Source organism: Pseudomonas moorei (assembly GCF_008801475.1).
In the GTDB taxonomy this organism is placed as follows: Bacteria; Pseudomonadota; Gammaproteobacteria; order Pseudomonadales; family Pseudomonadaceae; genus Aquipseudomonas; species Aquipseudomonas moorei.
This window is the reverse complement of record NZ_VZPP01000007.1, coordinates 229,274-247,700: the sequence shown is the minus strand read 5'-3', so window position 1 is coordinate 247,700 and position 18,427 is coordinate 229,274. Positions and strand designations below refer to the sequence as shown.

Sequence of the window (18,427 nt, the reverse complement as noted above, 5' to 3'; positions counted from 1 at the left end):
CCAGCAGCCGTTACCGCAGAAACGGATATGTACTCCCATGTTTCTTAACGGGGCGTCAGTGCAACCGGTGCTCCCATATGTAACACCGCCCAGTGCAGCAACGGCGCAACCCATCCAATCGCAACGCCCCTGAAACGCCTCTAACCCAAGGCCCAAAAACAATTTCACGGCCAAAACTGGAAACAGGCACATTGATTGCTATTGTTAATATCGTATACGAAATCCCCAATACGATATTCAACAGCACATCACACTCACGAGGCCTCTATGAAAAACCCCGCATTTGCCGTAGCCCTCAGCGCTGTTCTCAGTACTTCTTTCATCGCCACCGCACAGGCCGACAAGCTCGACGACATCATCGGCTCGGGCAAGCTGCGCTGTGCCGTGACCCTGGACTTCCCGCCCATGGGGTTCCGCGATGCGGGCAACAACCCGGCCGGGTTCGACGTGGACTACTGCCATGACCTGGCGAAGATCCTCGGGGTCGAGGCCGAAGTGGTCGAGACACCGTTCCCGGACCGTATCCCGGCGCTGGTCTCGGGGCGAGCCGATGTGATCGTCGCCTCCACGTCCGACACCCTCGAACGCGCCAAGACCGTCGGCCTCACCGTGCCGTACTTCGCCTTCCAGATGGTGGTGCTGACCCGCGACGATACCGGCATCAACGGCTTTGACGACCTCAAGGGCAAAGCGGTGGGCAATACCAGCGGCACCTATGAGGCCATTGCCCTGGAGAAAGACGTGAAGAACTGGGGCACCGGCAGTTTCCGTGCTTACCAGTCGCAGAACGACACCTTGCTGGCCGTCGCCCAAGGCCACATCGACGCGACCGTGGTCACCAACACCGTCGCCGCTGCCACGCTCAAGTCGGGCAAATACAAAAACCTCAAAGTCGCCGGTAACGCCCCTTACGTGATCGACTACGTGTCCCTCGGCGCCAAGCGCAACGAGTATGGCCTGATCAACTACCTCAACCTGTTCGTCAACCAGCAAGTGCGCACCGGGCGTTACAAGGAGCTGTTCGTCAAATGGGTCGGCACCGATATCGCGCCGACCAACCTGACCGTGCCACAGGTCTACTACTAAGGTGTCCGGTATGCCCAGGTCCACTTTTCTGACCGGTCGCAGTCTGGTCGCGGGCGCTGCCCAAGGCGCCCTGTTGTTCGCCGATGTCGGCCTGAGTTTCTGGGGCGGGGTGGATTCCGCCACTGGCGAGGTCATCGATCGCCACCACCCCCTCAGCGGCGAATACCTGGCCGGTCGTGTGCTGGCGATTCCCAGCGGCCGTGGCTCGTGCACCGGCAGCAGCGTGTTGATGGAACTGATCAGCAACGGCCATGCACCGGCGGCATTGGTGCTGGCCGAACCCGACGAGATCCTGACCCTGGGTGTGCTGGTGGCTCAGACCATTTTCGAGCGTTCCCTGCCGGTGCTGTGCATCGGCCAGGAGGCCTTCGCCGCCTTGCGCGGCGGGGCTTTCGCCCGGGTCGAAGACACCACGGTGAGCCTGTTCGATCAGCCGCCGGGCGATGCCTGGCAGGCCATCGACAGCCCGTTGCGGACAGACGCAACACACATCTCAATCGAACTGACCGAACGCGACCAGGCCCTGCTCGGCGGCGAGCACGGCAAAGCCGCCCAGGTGGCCATGCAGATCGTCCTGCGCATGGCCGAACTGCAAGGTGCCCGTAGCCTGGTGGATGTCACCCAGGCGCACATTGACGGCTGCATCTACACCGGACCGGCGAGCCTGCGCTTTGCCCGACAGTTAGTGCAATGGGGCGCGAAAGTCCGGGTGCCCACCACCCTCAATTCGATCTCCGTGGACCAGCGCCGTTGGCGCGAATTGGGCGTCGACCCGGCCCTCGGCGAGCCCGCCAGTGCCCTGGGCGATGCCTACATGGCGATGGGCGCACAGCTCAGCTACACCTGTGCGCCCTACTTGCTCGACACGGCGCCCAAGGCGGGCGAGCAGATTGTCTGGGCCGAATCCAACGCCGTGGTCTATGCCAACAGCGTGTTGGGCGCGCGCACCCTGAAGTATCCGGACTACCTCGACATCTGCATCGCCCTGACCGGCCGCGCCCCGCTGATCGGCTGCCATCTGGACGCGCAACGCAAGGCGCGGTTGCAGATCGAGTTGCCGGCCCTTGGTGAACTGGACGATGCCTTTTACCCGCTGCTCGGTTATCACATCGGCGCACTGGCCGGCAGCCGCGTGCCCCTCGTACTCGGCCTGGAAAAGCGCAAGCCGAGCCTGGACGACCTGAAAGCCTTCGGTGCGGCCTTCGCCACCACCTCGGCGGCGCCGCTGTTTCATATCGCCGGAGTGACCCCGGAGGCCATCGACCCGGCACAGGTGCTGGAAGCCGGCGCACGCATTGCCGTGGAAAAAATCCGCCTGCAGGACCTGATGCTCAGTTGGCGCGAGCTCAACAGCGCCCGTGACCCGCGGGTGGATGTGGTGTCGCTGGGCAACCCGCATTTTTCCCTCGGCGAATTCGCTCACCTGGCGCGGCTGTGCCGGGGTCGGAACAAGCACCCGGACGTGGTGCTCGCCATCACCTGCGGTCGCGCGGTACTGGAACAGGCGCGCGAGGCCGGGCATCTCGCGGTGATCGAGGCCTTCGGCGCCACCCTGGTCACCGACACCTGCTGGTGCATGCTCGGTGAGCCGGTGATTCCGCCGGCCGCGACCACCCTGATGACCAACTCCGGCAAGTACGCCCATTACGCCCCTGGCCTGGTGGGGCGCAAGGTACATTTCGCCAGCCTGGCCGAATGCGTCGATGCCGCGTGCAGCGCCACGGCCAGCGGGCGACTGCCGGCCTGGCTGCAACCTGCTGCCCAACTGGAGAGCCCCGCGCATGTTTGATTACACCTTCCAATGGCGCTCGGCCCTGCGCGCCCTGCCCGATATGCTCACCGGCGCCCTGGTCACCTTCGAGACCGCCGCCCTGTCGATGATCTTCGGCGTGCTGATCGCCCTGGCCCTGACGGTCATGCGTGAAGCCAAAAATCCACTGTTGCGCGGCATTGGCAATGGCTGGGTCTCGATTGCCCGCAACACCCCGTCGCTGTTCCAGATCTATGTCCTGTACTTCGGCCTCGGCTCCCTGGGCTTGCATGTCAGTTCGTGGCTCGCGCTGCTGGCCGGGATCACCTTCAACAACGCCGGCTACCTGGCGGAAAACTTTCGCGGCGGGCTCAAGGCCGTGCCCCACACCCAGGTGCGTGCCGCACGTTCGCTGGGCATGAGCGCCTTCCAGACCTACCGCATGATCATCGTTCCGCAGTTGCTGCGCATCGTCTTCTACCCGCTGACCAATCAGATGGTCTGGGCGGTGCTGATGACGTCGCTGGGGGTGATCGTCGGGCTGAACAATGACCTGACCGGCGTGACCCAGGAATACAACGTCAAAACCTTCCGCACCTTCGAGTACTTCGCCATCGCGGCGGTGCTGTATTACGCGATTGCCAAGGCGATCGTCGCGACAGCCCGGCTGATGGCCTGGCGGTTGTTCCGTTACTGAGGAGCTGTCCATGTTTGCCACCGATTTTTCCTCGAATGACCTGCTGTTCCTGCTCAACGGCGCCTGGGTCACGCTGCAGCTGACGTTCTGGTCGATCATCCTCGGTTCCCTGGCGGGCCTGTTGTTCGGTCTGCTGCGGGCGCTGTTGCCACGGGCCAGCCTGCCGCTGGCCTGGGTGCTGGATGTGTTCCGCAGCGTGCCGCTGCTCATCCAGTTCGTGCTGTTCAACTCACTCAAAAGCATCGTCGGCCTGAACATAAGTGCCTTCAGCGTCGGGTGCATCGTGCTGGGGGTCTACACCGCCGCGTACTTCACCGAAATCGTACGGGGTGGCGTGTTGGCCGTGCCGTTCACGGTGCGCCGGGCCAGTCGTTCATTGGGCCTGAGTTTTCTCCAGGACCTGCGCTGGATCGTCCTGCCGATGGCCACGCGGGTGGCCTTCCCCGGCTGGCTGAACCTGGTGCTCGGGGTGATGAAAGACACCGCGCTGGTGATGTGGATTGGCATCGTCGAACTGCTGCGCGCCTCGCAAACCATCGTGACCCGCATCCAGGAACCGCTGCTGGTGCTGTGCATCGCGGGCCTTATCTACTACGTCATGAGCCTGGTGGTCGCCCGCCTCGGCGCTCGTCTGGAAAGAAGGTGGCAAGAAAATGATTGAGATCGACAACGTACATAAATCCTTCGGCAACCTCGAAGTGGTCAAGGGCGTGAACCTGACGGTGAACAAGGGCGAGGTGGTGTCGATCATCGGCGGCTCCGGCTCCGGCAAATCGACCCTGCTGATGTGCATCAACGGCCTGGAACCGATCCAGAAAGGCAACATCCGCGTCGACGGTGTCGAGGTCCATCACAGCGCCACCGACCTCAACCGCCTGCGGCAGAAAATCGGCATCGTGTTCCAGCAGTGGAACGCCTTCCCGCATTTGACGGTGCTGGAAAACGTCATGCTGGCGCCGCGCAAGGTACTGGGCAAGAGCAAGGCCGAAGCGGAAGAACTGGCGGTCAAGCAGCTGACCCATGTGGGCCTGGGCGACAAGCTCAAGACCTTCCCCGGCAAGCTGTCCGGCGGTCAGCAACAACGCATGGCCATCGCCCGGGCCCTGGCGATGTCGCCGGACTACATGCTGTTCGACGAAGCCACCTCGGCCCTCGACCCGCAATTGGTGGGCGAGGTGCTGGACACCATGCGCATGCTCGCCGAAGACGGCATGACCATGGTCCTGGTGACCCACGAGATCCGCTTCGCCCGCGACGTGTCCGACCGCGTGGCGTTCTTTCGCAATGGCCTGGTGCACGAGATCGGCTCGCCGGACCAGGTCATCGGTAATCCGGTGCATGCGGAGACGGCGGCGTTTCTCAAATCAGTGAAGTAATTGATGACCGCATCGCGGGCACGCCCGCGATGAGGCCTGACAGGCGAAACAAGGAGCAAAGCAATGCGTTCATCAAAAGTCATCCACGTCGTCAGTTGCCACGCCGAAGGCGAGGTCGGCGACGTGATTGTCGGCGGTGTCGCGCCGCCGCCCGGCGCCACCGTGTGGGAGCAGTCGCGCTGGATCGCCAGGGATGAAACCCTGCGCAACTTCGTGCTCAACGAGCCACGCGGCGGGGTATTCCGTCACGTCAACCTGCTGGTGCCGGCCAAGGACCCGCGGGCGCAGATGGCCTGGATCATCATGGAACCGGCCGACACACCGCCGATGTCCGGCTCGAACTCATTGTGCGTGGCCACGGTGTTACTCGACAGCGGCATCCTGCCGATGACCGAGCCGCAAACCCGCCTGGTGCTGGAAGCCCCCGGTGGATTGATCGAGGCCGTGGCCGACTGCCGAGACGGCAAGGTCGAACGGGTGGAAATCAAGAATGTGCCCTCCTTCGCCGATCGCCTGGATGCCTGGATTGAAGTCGAGGGCATCGGTTCGCTGCAGGTCGATACGGCTTACGGCGGCGACAGTTTCGTCATCGCCGACGCCAAGGGCCTGGGCTTTTCCATCCGCCCGGACGAGGCCGCCGATCTGGTGGCGGTCGGGCTGAAGATCACCCGGGCAGCCAACGAACAACTGGGCTTCGTCCATCCACTGAACCCCGACTGGTCGCACATCTCGTTCTGCCAGATTGCCGCGCCCGTCGTCCATGAAAACGGCATCGCCACCGGCGCCAATGCGGTGGTGATTCAACCGGGCAAAATCGACCGCTCGCCCACCGGCACCGGTTGCTCGGCACGCATGGCGGTGTTGCAGGCCAAGGGTTTGATGCAAGTGGGCGAGCGGTTTATCGGGCGCTCGATCATCGGCTCCGAGTTCCACTGCCGCATTGATTCGCTGACTGAAGTGGCCGGCCGCGCCGCCATCTACCCGTGCATTTCCGGGCGAGCCTGGATCACCGGCACCCACCAACTGCTGCTCGACCCGAGCGATCCGTGGCCACAGGGCTATCGCCTTTCGGATACCTGGCCCGGAGCCTGATACCCATACAAAGCCTTTGTGGCGAGGGAGCTTGCTCCCGCTGGGCTGCGTAGCGGCCCCCATTGCTGTGTGTCTGATTGAGCGAGTTGTCTGGATTGACGACTGCTGCGCAGTCGAGCGGGAGCGAGCTCCCTCGCCACAGAGCCATCACCAGACCAACGGCCGGATAAACCCGAAAAAACCTGAAAAAAGCACTAGCCGAACGCTTTCACTTTAAATATCGTATACGAAATACTTTTAACGAACCGGAGGCAACAATGAGCAAGCGAATCAACTGGAGTGGCGTCTTCCCCGCGGTGACCACGCAATTCAACGATGACTTCACCATCAACCTGGACAAAACCCACCAAGTGATTTCCAACGTCATCCGTGATGGCGTGTCGGGCCTGGTGGTCTGTGGTTCGGTCGGCGAAAACACCTCGCTGACCGCCGAAGAGAAAATCGCCGTGACTGAAGTGGCCGTGGACGCTTCTCGCGGCCGCGTACCGGTGATCTGCGGCGTCGCCGAATTCACCAGCGTGCAAGCGGCCAAGGTTGCCAACGCCGTGCGCAAGGTCGGGGTCGACGGTGTGATGCTGATGCCGGCGCTGGTCTACGGCTCCAAGCCGTTCGAGACCGCCGAGCACTACCGCTACGTGGCGAAAAACGCCGACGTGCCCTTGATGGTCTACAACAACCCGCCGATCTATAAAAACGACGTCACCCCGGACATCCTGATTTCTCTGGCCGACTGCGACAACGTGGTGTGCTTCAAGGATTCCTCGGGCGATACCCGTCGTTTCATCGACGTGCGCAATGAGGTCGGTGATCGTTTCGTGCTGTTCGCCGGTCTCGATGACGTGGTGCTGGAAAGCATCGCCGTCGGTGCCGAGGGTTGGGTGTCGGGCATGTCCAACGTGTTCCCGAAAGAAGGTGAAACCATCTTCCGCCTGGCCAAGGCCGGACGCTTCGCCGAAGCCATGCCGATCTACGAATGGCTGATGCCGATCCTGCACCTCGATGCCCGCGCCGACCTGGTGCAGTGCATCAAGCTGTGTGAAGCCATCGCCGGTCGCGGCAGCGCCCTGACCCGTCCACCGCGCCTGGCTTTGCCGGAAGCCGACCGGGTGTTCGTCGAGCAGATCATGGCCAAGGCCCTGGCCAACCGTCCGCAGCTGCCGGACGTCGGTCTCTGAGTGATTGCCGGGCGGGCCCTGGCGGGTCCGGCCCGGCTGCCTGTTTTTTTGCGCCTCTACAGGGAACGTCAGCATGTCCAACGCTCAACACATTCAAAGCGCAACCACACCCTCGGGACTCAAGCGCGTCGTAGCCGCGGCCATGGCCGGCACTGTCGCCGAGTGGTATGAATTCTTTCTCTACGGTACGGCGTCGGCACTGGTGTTCGGCCAGTTGTTCTTTCGCCAGACCGACAGCCCCATCGACGGCATCATTGCCGCCTTCGCCCTCTATGCCGTGGGTTTTCTCGCCCGACCGCTGGGTGGCCTGGTGTTCGGTCACTACGGTGACAAGTTCGGTCGCAAACGCCTGCTGCAACTGAGCCTGGTGGTGGTTGGCATCACCACGTTCCTGATGGGTTGCCTGCCCGGTTTCGACCAGATCGGCTACGCCGCGCCGGTATTGCTGGTGCTACTGCGCCTGATCCAGGGCTTCGCCTTTGGCGGCGAATGGGGCGGTGCGATTCTGCTGGTGTCGGAACACTGCCCGGACAATCGCCGTGGCTTCTGGGCCAGTTGGCCGCAAGCCGGCGTACCTGCCGGCAACCTGGTGGCGACGGTGGCCCTGCTGCTGTTGTCGTCGAACCTCTCGGAGCAGCAATTCCTCGCCTGGGGCTGGCGCGTGGCGTTCTGGTTCTCGGCGGTGGTGGTGCTGATCGGTTACTGGATTCGCACCAGTGTCGATGACGCGCCGATCTTCAAGGAAGCCCAGGCCCGCCAGGCACAGACCCGCCAGCAACAACTGGGGGTGGTGGAAGTGCTGCGCCACCACTGGCGTTCGGTGCTGGTGGGCATCGGCGCGCGTTTCGCCGAAAACATCCTCTACTACACCGTCGTGACGTTCTCGATCACCTACCTGAAGCTGGTGGTGCACAAGGACACCTCGCAGATCCTGCTGCTGATGTTCGGCGCTCACCTTTTGCACTTTTTCCTGATTCCGCTGATGGGCTACCTGTCGGACCTGGTCGGGCGTAAACCGGTGTACCTGGTCGGCGCAGTGCTCACCGCTTTCTGGGGCTTCGTCGGTTTCCCGATGATGGACACGGGCAACAACTGGCTGATCATGGCGGCCATTACCCTGGGCCTGGCCATCGAGTCGATGACCTACGCACCCTACTCGGCGCTGATGGCCGAAATGTTCCCGACTCACGTGCGCTACACCGCGTTGTCGCTGTGCTACCAGGTGGCGCCGATCTTTGCCGGCTCCCTGGCCCCACTGATCGCCATCACCCTGCTCAACAAGTACCACAGCTCGACGCCGATCGCCTGGTACCTGGTCGGCGCCGCGCTGATTTCCATCGTCGCCGTCGGCCTGACCCGCGAGACCCGTGGCAAGTCGCTACGCTCGGTGGATGCCGAGTCGGCGGCGCGCATTGCCGCGCGGGATCCGGCCTCGACCACCCCGCGTCGGGCTGATTCGCTGGCGTGAGCTCTTTACCCGCAGGAGCTCGCTCCTGCAGGGGTTCCATTCCTCATTTGCGACAGGAGTACTCAATGTCCGGGATCCTCGGTCACCACTACATCGGCGGTGCGCGCAGTGCCGCTGGCAGCATCACCTTGCAAAGCCGTGACGCCAGCACCGGCGAAGCGCTGCCCTACTCGTTCATGCAGGCCACCGTGGAGGAAGTGGACGCCGCCGCCCAGGCTGCGGCGGCCGCTTACCCGGTCTTTCGCAATCTGCCAGCCGTACGTCGGGCGGATTTCCTCGACGCCATTGCCGCGCAACTGGATGCACTGGATGACCGGTTCGTCGCCCTGGTCACTCGCGAAACCGCGTTGCCGGGCGCACGCATTCAGGGTGAGCGCGCACGCACCAGTGGCCAGATGCGCCTGTTCGCCCAGGTCCTGCGTCGCGGCGACTTCTACGGTGCGCGCATCGACCGCGCCCTGCCCGACCGTCAACCGTTGCCACGGGTCGACCTGCGCCAGTACCGGATCGGTGTCGGCCCGGTCGCGGTGTTCGGCGCGAGCAATTTCCCGCTGGCCTTCTCCACGGCCGGGGGCGATACCGCCGCAGCCCTGGCCGCCGGGTGCCCGGTGGTGTTCAAGGCCCACAGCGGCCACATGGCGACCGCCGACATCGTCGCCGATGCAATCATTCGCGCCGCCGAACAGACCGGCATGCCCAAAGGCGTGTTCAACATGATCTACGGGGCCGGCGTTGGCGAAGCGCTGGTCAAGCATCCGGCGATTCAAGCGGTCGGCTTCACCGGTTCGCTCAAGGGCGGCCGTGCACTATGCGACATGGCCGCTGCACGCCCACAGCCGATTCCGGTGTTCGCCGAAATGAGCAGCATCAACCCGGTGGTGGTATTGCCTGAAGCTCTGCGGCTGCGCGGTGAAAGCATTGCCGGCGCACTGGTCGCCTCGGTGGTCCAGGGCTGCGGTCAGTTCTGTACCAATCCGGGGTTGGTGATCGGCATCCGTTCCCCGCAGTTCAGCGCGTTCAGCGCACGGCTCGCGACCCTGATGGTCGAGCAACCCGCACAAACCATGCTCAATGCCGGCACCCTCGCCAGCTATGAGAAAGGCGTGCAGGCGTTGCTCTGCCATTCAGGGGTGACGCACCTGGCCGGTCATGAGCAACACGGTAATCAGGCGCGGCCGCAACTGTTCAAGGCCGATGTCAGCCTGTTGCTGCGGGGTGATCCACTGCTGCAGGAGGAAGTGTTCGGCCCGACCACCCTGCTGGTCGAAGTGGCCGACGAGGCTGAACTGCAACAGGCCCTGAACAGCCTGCACGGACAACTCACCGCGACCCTGATCGGCGAAGCACAGGATCTGCAGGCGCACGGGCAATTGCTTGGGCTGCTGGAGCAAAAGGTTGGCCGGGTGTTGTTCAACGGCTACCCCACCGGGGTCGAAGTCTGTGATGCGATGGTGCATGGCGGTCCATACCCGGCCACCTCCGATGCCCGTGGCACGTCGGTCGGCAGCCTGGCCATCGAGCGGTTCCTGCGCCCGGTCTGCTACCAGAACTGCCCGGATGCGCTGCTGCCCGACGCCCTGAAAAACGCCAACCCGCTGGGCATTGCCCGACTGGTCGACGGCAACAGCCACCGCGACCCGATCTGAAAAACCCCACTACCCCTGTAGAAGCCAGTCTGCTCCTGCAGGGCTCACACTGATTATTGGATCGTTCACACAATCAAGTAATGCCTTCGGACTTGTGGGAGATTCTATGTTTGGGTGTTGCCCCCAAACATAGAATCTCCCACGGTTTGTTCTTCAGTCATTCAATGCATTGCCGCTCAAACCTCCACCTGCACCACCTCGATGCCCAGCTTGCGGTAATCCTCGATATTGCCCGTCGCCACATGGCGTTCGGTGATCAAGGTGTGCACCCGTGAACAGGGCGCCACCACGAATGGTTCCACCGCCCCGAGTTTGTCCGCCGTGGTCACCGCGATCACCTGCGAGGCGCTGTCGATCAGGGCCTGTTTCACCGGCACCTCGTCGAAATGCAGCGAGCTGATGCCCACCTCGGGATGAATCGCGCAGACCCCGGTGAACAGCAGGTCAGCCTTGATTCCCTGCAGCAAGCGAAGGGTCTCGTGGCCGCTGACGGACAGGGTCGCCAGGTTGAGTTGCCCGCCCGCGAGAATGACCTTGATGCCTTTGTATTCAGCCAGGCTGATGGCGGTCATCGGCGAAGTCGTGATGGCGGTGATGGAAATATCCGAGGGCAACGAGCGCGCGATCTGCAGCGTGGTCGTGCCCGAATCGAACATCACGATCTGACCGTCCTCCACCCTTTGGGCGGCGAGCTGCGCCAGTCGGGTTTTCACCTCATCGGTTTCGCTGATGCGGGTGAAGTAATCCTTGCCCGTGTCCTTGGGTCGCGGCAACGCGCCGCCGTGTACCCGCTGAACCAGGCCGGCGTTGTCCAGCTCTGCGAGATCGCGGCGGATGGTGTCTTCCGACACGGCGAAGTGCTGGCTCAACCCGGACGCCATGACCTTGCCGTCACGTTCGAGGATCAAGAGGATTTTCTGCCGGCGCAGATGCGGGAGTTCGGCCGAGGAATGCTGATCGTGCATGTTTTTGCCTGTTTATGCGCTGATATGCGTGTTTGTGCGAGGTTAGCCAAACAGCGCCAGAAACACAAACCGGGCGAGGCCAATCATCAATTGTTTCGATCTTTCAAATCACGAAGGCGAATTTTTTATTTGCGCGTGACCTGTTCAAGATGAGCGCCATCACAAAAAGCACCGGATGGACATCTCATGAATCTCAATTTCGCCTTCGCCTGCATGATCGTGGTCTCGTTTGCCATTGCGCTGGGCCACGCCTGATTCAAAACGCCCGGCCTTGCTCGATCTTGCCCTTGCTCAGTCCCAGCTAAGTTTCAGTCGGTAGCCTTTCTCTTGCGCAACTAACAGCGCTGCCCAGGAGAATCGATCGACATGAACCCGACACCCGCCGGCTGGCTCAACAAGGTGCCCGAAGTGACGCTGTCATTTTGGGTCATCAAGATCATGTCCACCACCGTCGGTGAAACCGGCGCCGACTTTCTGGCCGTCAACGCCGGCCTGGGGGCGGGCTGGACCAGTATCGGCATGGCGGCCCTGCTGGCCATCGCGCTGACCTGCCAACTGCGCACCAAAGCCTACACCCCCTGGATCTACTGGCTCACCGTTGTGTTGGTGAGCATCGTCGGCACGCAGATCACCGACATCCTCACCGACATGCTGGACGTGAGCCTGTACACCAGCACGGCGGTCTTTTCCGTACTGCTGGCGGTCAATTTCCTGGTCTGGTACCGGACCGAACACAACCTCTCCATCCGCGAAATCGTCACGCCACGGCGCGAGTTGTTCTATTGGGCGACCGTGCTCTGCACCTTTGCCCTGGGCACCGCGGCGGGCGACCTGGCCACTGAAGCACTGGGCCTGGGCTTCACCCTTGGCGCGGTGATATTCGGTGTATTGATTGCCGCGACCCTCGTCGCCTGGCGCCTGGGCGGCAATGTCGTGCTGACCTTCTGGATCGCCTACATCCTGACCCGCCCCTTCGGCGCGTCCCTCGGTGACCTGCTGACGCAAGCCAAAACCTACGGCGGCCTGGGCATGGGCGCGACCTGGACCAGCGCGCTGTTCCTGTGCGTCATCGTCATTCTGGTGGCCGTCGCGCAAATGAGCGTCGGCAACCGCAAGCACATCACTCAGTAATTCTTCAAAAGCCATTCAGGGAACCGTCATGCGCCACGTTCAAAACGCCATCCGCCACCTTGCCATTGTTGGCGCCATTGCCTTGCTCGGCATCGCAACCGGCTGCTCGAAACCGGCGGACAAACCCAATGCCGCAGCCCCTTCAGGCGCGGTCAGCAACCCGGTCAGCGCGGGGTCCAGACTGGGCGACTTGTCCGCGTTCCGCAGCATTGCCGCCGACGTCGCCGGGCTGGTGGACAAAAGTGACCTGCCTGCGGCAAAAGCGCGGATCAAGGACCTGGAAACCTCCTGGGACGAAGCCGAAGCCGGCATCAAGCCCCGTGCCGCCAGCGACTGGCATGTGGTCGACAAGGCCATCGACCGCGCACTGTCTGCGCTGCGCGAGAGCAGCCCGGTCCAGAGTGACTGCAAAATCGCCATGGATGACCTGCTCAAGGCCTTCGACGCCATGAAAGCCACCCCATAACCGATGGCGGCGTCCGGCGCAGAGGCCGCAGCGGACAATTCCGGGCGCAGGTGTTTCAATACAGGCGCGACGGCCAGCACCGTCGCGTCTTCTTTGGCGGAGGGAACATGCGGATACTGCTGGTCGAAGATGACCCGATGATCGGTGACGCGATCCAGAGCGCCCTCACGGATGCCAGTTACGCCGCCGACTGGGTCAAGAACGGCCTTCTGGCCCTGGCCGCGTTGCACACCCAGCACTACGATCTGGTGCTGCTGGACCTCGGTCTGCCCGGCAAGGACGGCCTCGATGTGCTCGACCGTATTCGCGGCGAGAACAACCCCGTGCCGCTGCTGATCATCACCGCCCGGGACAACCTCGATGATCGCCTGCGCGGGCTCGACGGCGGCGCTGACGATTTCCTGCTCAAACCCTTTGAAATGGCCGAGCTGCTGGCGCGCATGCGTGCGGTGCTGCGCCGTCACGGAGGCAGCGCCCTGTCGCGTCTCGACAACGGCGTGGTGGCCCTGGACCTGATCTCCAAGGAAGCCAGCACTGAAGAAAACCCCGGCGTTCTGCTCTCCAGTCGCGAGTTCGCCTTGCTACAGGCGCTGTTGATCCGGCCGGGGGCCATTCTGTCGCGCAGCGAACTCGAAGACCGTCTGTATGGCTGGGGCAATGAAGTGGAAAGCAATGCGGTGGAGTTCCTGATTCATGCGCTGCGCCGCAAGCTGGGAAGCCATGTCATCAAAAACGTCAGGGGAATGGGATGGATGGTTTCAAAAAACGTTTAGGCGAGTCGGTCCAGCTGCGGTTGAGCGTGGCGCTGTCGCTGGCCATCCTGACGGTCGCCCTTCTGGCCGGGGTCTTCGCTTACGTGTCGGCCTTCGATGAAGCCCACGACATGCAGGACGACACCTTGCGCCAGATGGCCAAGCTGTTCGACCGCCAGCACATGACTCTCCAATACCCGGAGAACGGCGCGGCGGATGACGACGAGGCGCGCATCATTCTTCAGTACCTGGCCGACGGCAGCAAAGCCTCGGGGGACGATGATGCCGGCACGCCGCTGCCCTTCCCCACGACCCTGCCCGACGGCCTGTCCACCGTGCCCATCGCCGGCGAAGCCTTTCGCGTCCTGGTCAAGACCACCGCCCGGGGCGAGCGCATCGCCGTCGCCCAGGAAACCGGCGCCCGCGACAAGGACGCCCGTGCCAGTGCCTGGCGCAGTGTCCTGCCATTCCTCGTTCTGCTGCCCATCCTGCTGCTGGTGGTCAGTGATCTGGTGCGCAAACTGTTCCGGCCCATCGCCACGCTGTCGTCTGAAATCGACCGTCGCGATGAGCAGGAACTGCATCCGATCGACGAATACCACCTGCCCCTGGAAATCCGCCCCTTCGTCGTGGCGATCAATCGGCTGCTCAACCGTGTCGCGCAGTCCATGGAGAGCCAGCGCCGCTTCGTCGCCGATGCTGCCCACGAACTGCGCTCGCCGCTGACCGCCCTGTCCCTGCAGGCCGAGCGACTGGCCGCCGTCGACATGCCGGAACCGGCCCGCGCGCGGCTCGTGCCCTTGCGGCGGGGCATCGAGCGCGGCAGACAGTTGATTGACCAGCTGCTGACCCTGGCCAAGGCACAGTCCACTGCGAGCAGCGAGGCATCGACGACCTCCGTGCACGAGGTCTATCGCCACGTGCTGGAAGATCTGTGGCCACTGGCCGAACGCAAACACCTCGACATCGGTGTCGAGATCGAACAGGACGTACGGGTGGGCATCAACGAAATCGACCTGACGGCCGTGGTGAAAAACCTGGTGGACAACGCCATTCGCTACACCCCGGCCCATGGCCGTGTAGACCTGACGCTGAAAATGGACAACGGCCAGGCTCTGTTGCAGATCAGGGACTCGGGGCCTGGTATAGCAGTGGAAGAACAGGAGCGGGTGTTCGACCCGTTCTATCGCAGCCTGGGCACCGATGAATCCGGCTCGGGGCTGGGATTGTCGATCGTCAAGGCGATCATGGACCGCTGTGGGGCGCGGGTGCGATTGGGTTTCACGAATGAACGGGCCAGAAGCGGCCTGTGTGTGTCGCTGTGGTTGCGCGTCAGCACCTGATCACGCCTTGACGGCCGATGCACCGGCCGTCAGTTGCTGGCCACGTGATCCATGTTGCCAGTCGTCACCAGCGCCTTGAGCGAGGCATCGAACTGTTTCAGCGCATGCTCCTGCAACTCGGTCTGCTGATTGATTTGTGCAGCAATCTGCGGGGCGGGTTTGCCATGCACCCACACCGACGGCATTTGCTTGGCGCGTGAGCCTTCGGCCTGGCCGATGTATTGCAGGTTCGAATCGTAGAACCTGGCGACAAACCGTGCTTCGACCTGGTTGTTGCGCTTGGACACCAGGCGGCTGTAGGTGTCGAGCATCACCACCACATCGGGATGCGCCTGAACGGCGGCGTCGAGGTTGTCATAGACGGTCACCGAGGCGAACTGTTTCTGCAGCGACGCCATCAGCCAGTTGAGTGCACGCAGCGGATCGGAACTGTCGACGAACGCCTTGGCGATTTGCGGATCCATCTGCGGGTTCTTCGCGCCATTGACCGCAACAGCGTGGTAGCTCTCAAGGTATTGCTGGGTGTTGACGGTGTTCTCGCTGTAAAGCACCACCACCGATTGCGCGTTGCGCAGGCTGAGGGCGCTGTCGGCGATCGGCGGGAAATGACAGGACTGATCGGCCGCGACGGCCGGTACGGTGGCGGCCACGCTGCCGGTGAGTACAGCGACAAAAGCCAACAGGGTTGAGATTCTCATCGCGCTGATTCCTTCAAAGGCGAGATCGGTACAACGCTATCCTCCTCCTATGACAGAAAAACAGAACTTGCATTCTTTAATGATGAGTATCGATCAAATGAATGGTCGCTATCAGGGGCTCAATATGTCACTCACATGTTTAGAGTCATTGAACAGCGTGGATTTGAAGTGCCAAAGGGGCCGTGATCAGGTTTCCGTGATGGAAAACCTGCATCGCAGTGGTCTTTTTTGATGTCTGCTCAGTTATTGATTCCTTTCAAGCGGTCTACGCTATGCCAGAGACAATTCCCCCACACGTCTGGAGACCGCGCCATGCTTCGCATCCTGCTGACCGCTCTCGCACTCCTCACCCTAAGCCTTGCGGCACAGGCCGCGGTGACGCCATTCCCCAAAACCTTCCGTACCCAGGACATCCCGCTCGATGGCGTCACCCTGCACGTGCGCGTCGGCGGCAAAGGCCCGGCCGTGGTGCTGTTGCATGGTTTTGGCGATACGGGTGACATGTGGGCACCGCTGGCGGCCGATCTGGCCAGGGACCACACGGTCGTGGTGCCGGATTTGCGTGGCATGGGTTTGTCGTCGATTCCAAAAAGCGGCTATGACAAAAAGACTCAAGCAGGCGATATCCGCGGGGTATTGGCGAAGTTGGGTATCGAACACTCGGTGGTCATCGGCCACGACATCGGCACCATGGTTGCCTTCGCGTACGCCTCGCGTTACCCGCAGCAGACTGATCGCCTGGTGGTGATGGACGCCCCAGTACCGGGCATCCCACCGTGGAACGACATCGTTCGCTCACCGATGCTGTGGCACTTCGACTTCGGCGGAGCGGACATGGAACGCCTGGTGGCCGGTCGTGAGCGGATTTACCTGGACCGCTTTTGGAACGAATTCGCGGGCGATCCGGCGAAAATCGATGAAAAGATCCGCCAGCATTACGCCGCGCTCTACGCCCGCCCCGGCAACATGCGCGCTGCCTTCGCCCAATTCCGCAGCATTCGTCAGGATGAAGCCGACAACAAAGCGTCGATGGCGACGCGCCTGACCATGCCGGTGCTGGCCGTTGGCGGGGAGAAATCCTTCGCAAATAATGAAGCGATCGTGATGCGCAATGCGGCGGACAATGTCACCGAACTGGTGGTGCCAGGGGCCGGGCATTGGTTGATGGAAGAGGCGCCGACGCAGACGATCAAGGCAATTCGGGACTTTATCGGGCAATGAAACACGGGGCTGAGGTGCACAACTTCGTCGAATCGCACAATTGCCATGAATACGAACGCACGCACTGGAAGGCCAGGTAGCGCTGGCGCCCCCAAGGCTGCGGGGCCAAAGGCGCTGCATCAGTTATTTATACTCAAATGCCAGCTTAATAATATTTTACCGATATCAGGGTGATCCCTAGTCTTGACCCCAAGAGATGGCAGGCCACATACGGTTTGAATCCAACTTCAAAGGGTATTGAGATGACCACTGAAAAAATAAAAACAGATACGCTGATTGTGGGTGCCGGCCAGGCTGGCGTGGCCATGAGCGAGCACCTGAGCAAACTCGGTGTGCCGCACCTGGTGCTGGAGCGTAACCGTATCGCCGAACGCTGGCGCACCGGCCGCTGGGATTCGCTGGTAGCCAATGGCCCGGCCTGGCACGACCGCTTTCCCGGCCTTGAATTCGACGACCTGAGCCCTGACAGCTTTGCCCCGAAAGAGCGGGTGGCCGATTACTTCGAAGCCTACGCGAAAAAATTCAACGCCCCGATCCGCACTGGCGTCGATGTACTGAAGGTCGAGCGCAATGTCGGTCGCCCCGGCTTCACCATCGAAACCTCCGAAGGCGTGATCGAGGCCGCCCGCGTGGTCGCCGCCACCGGGCCTTTCCAGCGCCCGGTCATCCCGCCGATCGCACCGAAAGATCAACCATTGCTACAGATCCACTCGGCTGACTACCGCAACCCGGGACAATTGCCTGAAGGCGCCGTGCTGGTCGTCGGTGCCGGCTCGTCAGGGGTGCAGATTGCCGACGAATTGCAGCGTGCGGGCAAGAAAGTCTACCTCTCGGTCGGTGCCCACGATCGCCCGCCTCGCGCCTACCGCAACCGTGACTTCTGCTGGTGGCTGGGTGTGCTGGGCGAATGGGACCAGGCGGCGATGAAGCCGGGCCGGGAACACGTGACCATCGCGGTCAGTGGCGCCCACGGCGGGCGCACTGTGGACTTCCGCGGGCTTGCCCATCGCGGCATGACCCTGGTCGGCCTGACCCAATCGTTCAACGGCAGCGTGGCGACTTTCCAGCCGAACCTGGCCGACAACCTGGCCCGGGGCGATGAGAACTATTTGGCGCTGCTCGATGCCGCCGACGCCTACATCGAACGCAACGGCCTGGACCTGCCGCAAGAACCGGAAGCGCGGATAACCTTCCCTGATCCGGAGTGCGTGACCCACCCGATCCTGCAGCTCGACCTGGCCGAGGCCGGCGTGACCTCGATCATCTGGGCCACCGGTTTTGCCACCGACTACAGCTGGTTGAAGGTCAACGCTTTCGACGCCAACGGCAAACCGCAGCACCAGCGCGGCGTGTCGACTGAGCCCGGGGTGTATTTCCTCGGTCTGCCGTGGCAGTCGCGGCGCGGTTCGTCGTTTATCTGGGGCGTGTGGCACGACGCCAAGTACGTGGCTGACCAGATCGCCATCCAGCGCTCATACCTTGAATACCGTGACCTCGAGCAACGCGAGGCGCAAACCGCCCCGCTCGCCCATAAAACCACGGTCAGTGCCTAAGCCTTTTT

The 18,427-nt window shown here is 62.5% G+C and carries 17 protein-coding genes; 15 read left to right on the top strand and 2 right to left on the bottom strand.

Features of this window, described 5'->3' with window-relative positions:
* Positions 1-267: 267 nt before the first annotated feature.
* The 9 genes from F7R06_RS15615 (at position 268) to F7R06_RS15575 (ending at position 10,290) form a co-directional block, all read left to right on the top strand.
* Complete coding sequence (locus F7R06_RS15615) at positions 268-1,086, top strand: ABC transporter substrate-binding protein (RefSeq protein WP_090320221.1); 819 nt, start codon at positions 268-270, stop codon at positions 1,084-1,086.
* Between the two features lie 10 nt (positions 1,087-1,096).
* The gene (lhpI, locus tag F7R06_RS15610) at positions 1,097-2,875 is read left to right on the top strand and encodes a cis-3-hydroxy-L-proline dehydratase (protein ID WP_090320218.1); all 1,779 of its coding nucleotides are present in this window, start codon (positions 1,097-1,099) and stop codon (positions 2,873-2,875) included.
* Complete coding sequence (locus F7R06_RS15605; RefSeq protein WP_090320215.1) at positions 2,868-3,533, top strand: amino acid ABC transporter permease; 666 nt, start codon at positions 2,868-2,870, stop codon at positions 3,531-3,533. The genes lhpI and F7R06_RS15605 overlap by 8 nt, the downstream gene beginning before the upstream one ends.
* Before the next feature lie 10 nt (positions 3,534-3,543).
* A complete protein-coding gene (locus F7R06_RS15600) occupies positions 3,544-4,194 on the top strand; it encodes an amino acid ABC transporter permease (RefSeq protein WP_047530192.1) in 651 nt (216 codons plus the stop codon).
* On the top strand, positions 4,187-4,909 hold the full coding sequence (locus tag F7R06_RS15595) for an amino acid ABC transporter ATP-binding protein (RefSeq protein ID WP_047530195.1): 723 nt from the start codon (positions 4,187-4,189) through the stop codon (positions 4,907-4,909). The genes F7R06_RS15600 and F7R06_RS15595 overlap by 8 nt, the downstream gene beginning before the upstream one ends.
* A gap of 63 nt (positions 4,910-4,972) precedes the next feature.
* A complete protein-coding gene (locus tag F7R06_RS15590; protein WP_090320212.1) occupies positions 4,973-6,001 on the top strand; it encodes a trans-3-hydroxy-L-proline dehydratase in 1,029 nt (342 codons plus the stop codon).
* A 257-nt stretch (positions 6,002-6,258) separates the two neighbouring features.
* Complete coding sequence (locus tag F7R06_RS15585) at positions 6,259-7,176, top strand: dihydrodipicolinate synthase family protein (protein WP_034150208.1); 918 nt, start codon at positions 6,259-6,261, stop codon at positions 7,174-7,176.
* A gap of 73 nt (positions 7,177-7,249) precedes the next feature.
* Complete coding sequence (gene abaF, locus F7R06_RS15580; protein ID WP_090320209.1) at positions 7,250-8,644, top strand: fosfomycin efflux MFS transporter AbaF; 1,395 nt, start codon at positions 7,250-7,252, stop codon at positions 8,642-8,644.
* 65 nt (positions 8,645-8,709) lie between these two features.
* The gene (locus tag F7R06_RS15575) at positions 8,710-10,290 is read left to right on the top strand and encodes an aldehyde dehydrogenase (NADP(+)) (protein ID WP_090320206.1); all 1,581 of its coding nucleotides are present in this window, start codon (positions 8,710-8,712) and stop codon (positions 10,288-10,290) included.
* A 176-nt stretch (positions 10,291-10,466) separates the two neighbouring features.
* Here F7R06_RS15575 and F7R06_RS15570 read toward each other — a convergent pair whose 3' ends face one another.
* Entirely contained in the window at positions 10,467-11,255 is a 789-nt protein-coding gene (locus F7R06_RS15570) for a DeoR/GlpR family DNA-binding transcription regulator (protein ID WP_090320202.1), read from the bottom strand.
* A gap of 366 nt (positions 11,256-11,621) precedes the next feature.
* On the opposite strand from F7R06_RS15570, the gene F7R06_RS15565 reads away from it, so the two are divergent.
* From F7R06_RS15565 to F7R06_RS15550, 4 genes are all read left to right on the top strand, one after another.
* The gene (locus tag F7R06_RS15565; protein WP_090320200.1) at positions 11,622-12,386 is read left to right on the top strand and encodes a COG4705 family protein; all 765 of its coding nucleotides are present in this window, start codon (positions 11,622-11,624) and stop codon (positions 12,384-12,386) included.
* A 28-nt stretch (positions 12,387-12,414) separates the two neighbouring features.
* The gene (locus F7R06_RS15560; protein WP_090320198.1) at positions 12,415-12,852 is read left to right on the top strand and encodes a hypothetical protein; all 438 of its coding nucleotides are present in this window, start codon (positions 12,415-12,417) and stop codon (positions 12,850-12,852) included.
* 107 nt (positions 12,853-12,959) lie between these two features.
* On the top strand, positions 12,960-13,625 hold the full coding sequence (locus F7R06_RS15555; RefSeq protein WP_090320196.1) for a response regulator: 666 nt from the start codon (positions 12,960-12,962) through the stop codon (positions 13,623-13,625).
* The gene (locus F7R06_RS15550; RefSeq protein WP_090320194.1) at positions 13,601-14,947 is read left to right on the top strand and encodes an ATP-binding protein; all 1,347 of its coding nucleotides are present in this window, start codon (positions 13,601-13,603) and stop codon (positions 14,945-14,947) included. The genes F7R06_RS15555 and F7R06_RS15550 overlap by 25 nt, the downstream gene beginning before the upstream one ends.
* A gap of 29 nt (positions 14,948-14,976) precedes the next feature.
* Here the strand turns inward: F7R06_RS15550 and F7R06_RS15545 are convergent, their stop codons facing one another.
* Entirely contained in the window at positions 14,977-15,645 is a 669-nt protein-coding gene (locus tag F7R06_RS15545; protein ID WP_090320193.1) for an ATPase, read from the bottom strand.
* A gap of 312 nt (positions 15,646-15,957) precedes the next feature.
* Between F7R06_RS15545 and F7R06_RS15540 the strand changes: the two genes are divergently transcribed.
* Together F7R06_RS15540 and F7R06_RS15535 are read left to right on the top strand one after the other, a co-directional pair.
* A complete protein-coding gene (locus tag F7R06_RS15540; protein WP_090320191.1) occupies positions 15,958-16,866 on the top strand; it encodes an alpha/beta fold hydrolase in 909 nt (302 codons plus the stop codon).
* 242 nt (positions 16,867-17,108) lie between these two features.
* Entirely contained in the window at positions 17,109-18,419 is a 1,311-nt protein-coding gene (locus tag F7R06_RS15535) for a flavin-containing monooxygenase (protein WP_090320189.1), read from the top strand.
* Positions 18,420-18,427 lie beyond the last annotated feature (8 nt).

What these genes read in the sequence shown, in the direction of transcription:
- F7R06_RS15600 (WP_047530192.1), top strand. Translation starts at nt 3,544, where the DNA reads ATGTTTGCCACCGATTTTTCCTCGAATGACCTGCTGTTCCTGCTCAAC.
- F7R06_RS15560 (WP_090320198.1), top strand. Translation starts at nt 12,415, where the DNA reads ATGCGCCACGTTCAAAACGCCATCCGCCACCTTGCCATTGTTGGCGCC.
- F7R06_RS15570 (WP_090320202.1), bottom strand. Translation starts at nt 11,255, where the DNA reads ATGCACGATCAGCATTCCTCGGCCGAACTCCCGCATCTGCGCCGGCAG.
- F7R06_RS15565 (WP_090320200.1), top strand. Translation starts at nt 11,622, where the DNA reads ATGAACCCGACACCCGCCGGCTGGCTCAACAAGGTGCCCGAAGTGACG.
- F7R06_RS15550 (WP_090320194.1), top strand. Translation starts at nt 13,601, where the DNA reads ATGGATGGTTTCAAAAAACGTTTAGGCGAGTCGGTCCAGCTGCGGTTG.
- F7R06_RS15585 (WP_034150208.1), top strand. Translation starts at nt 6,259, where the DNA reads ATGAGCAAGCGAATCAACTGGAGTGGCGTCTTCCCCGCGGTGACCACG.
- F7R06_RS15575 (WP_090320206.1), top strand. Translation starts at nt 8,710, where the DNA reads ATGTCCGGGATCCTCGGTCACCACTACATCGGCGGTGCGCGCAGTGCC.
- F7R06_RS15615 (WP_090320221.1), top strand. Translation starts at nt 268, where the DNA reads ATGAAAAACCCCGCATTTGCCGTAGCCCTCAGCGCTGTTCTCAGTACT.
- F7R06_RS15595 (WP_047530195.1), top strand. Translation starts at nt 4,187, where the DNA reads ATGATTGAGATCGACAACGTACATAAATCCTTCGGCAACCTCGAAGTG.
- F7R06_RS15545 (WP_090320193.1), bottom strand. Translation starts at nt 15,645, where the DNA reads ATGAGAATCTCAACCCTGTTGGCTTTTGTCGCTGTACTCACCGGCAGC.
- F7R06_RS15555 (WP_090320196.1), top strand. Translation starts at nt 12,960, where the DNA reads ATGCGGATACTGCTGGTCGAAGATGACCCGATGATCGGTGACGCGATC.
- abaF (WP_090320209.1), top strand. Translation starts at nt 7,250, where the DNA reads ATGTCCAACGCTCAACACATTCAAAGCGCAACCACACCCTCGGGACTC.
- F7R06_RS15540 (WP_090320191.1), top strand. Translation starts at nt 15,958, where the DNA reads ATGCTTCGCATCCTGCTGACCGCTCTCGCACTCCTCACCCTAAGCCTT.
- F7R06_RS15535 (WP_090320189.1), top strand. Translation starts at nt 17,109, where the DNA reads ATGACCACTGAAAAAATAAAAACAGATACGCTGATTGTGGGTGCCGGC.
- F7R06_RS15605 (WP_090320215.1), top strand. Translation starts at nt 2,868, where the DNA reads ATGTTTGATTACACCTTCCAATGGCGCTCGGCCCTGCGCGCCCTGCCC.
- lhpI (WP_090320218.1), top strand. Translation starts at nt 1,097, where the DNA reads ATGCCCAGGTCCACTTTTCTGACCGGTCGCAGTCTGGTCGCGGGCGCT.
- F7R06_RS15590 (WP_090320212.1), top strand. Translation starts at nt 4,973, where the DNA reads ATGCGTTCATCAAAAGTCATCCACGTCGTCAGTTGCCACGCCGAAGGC.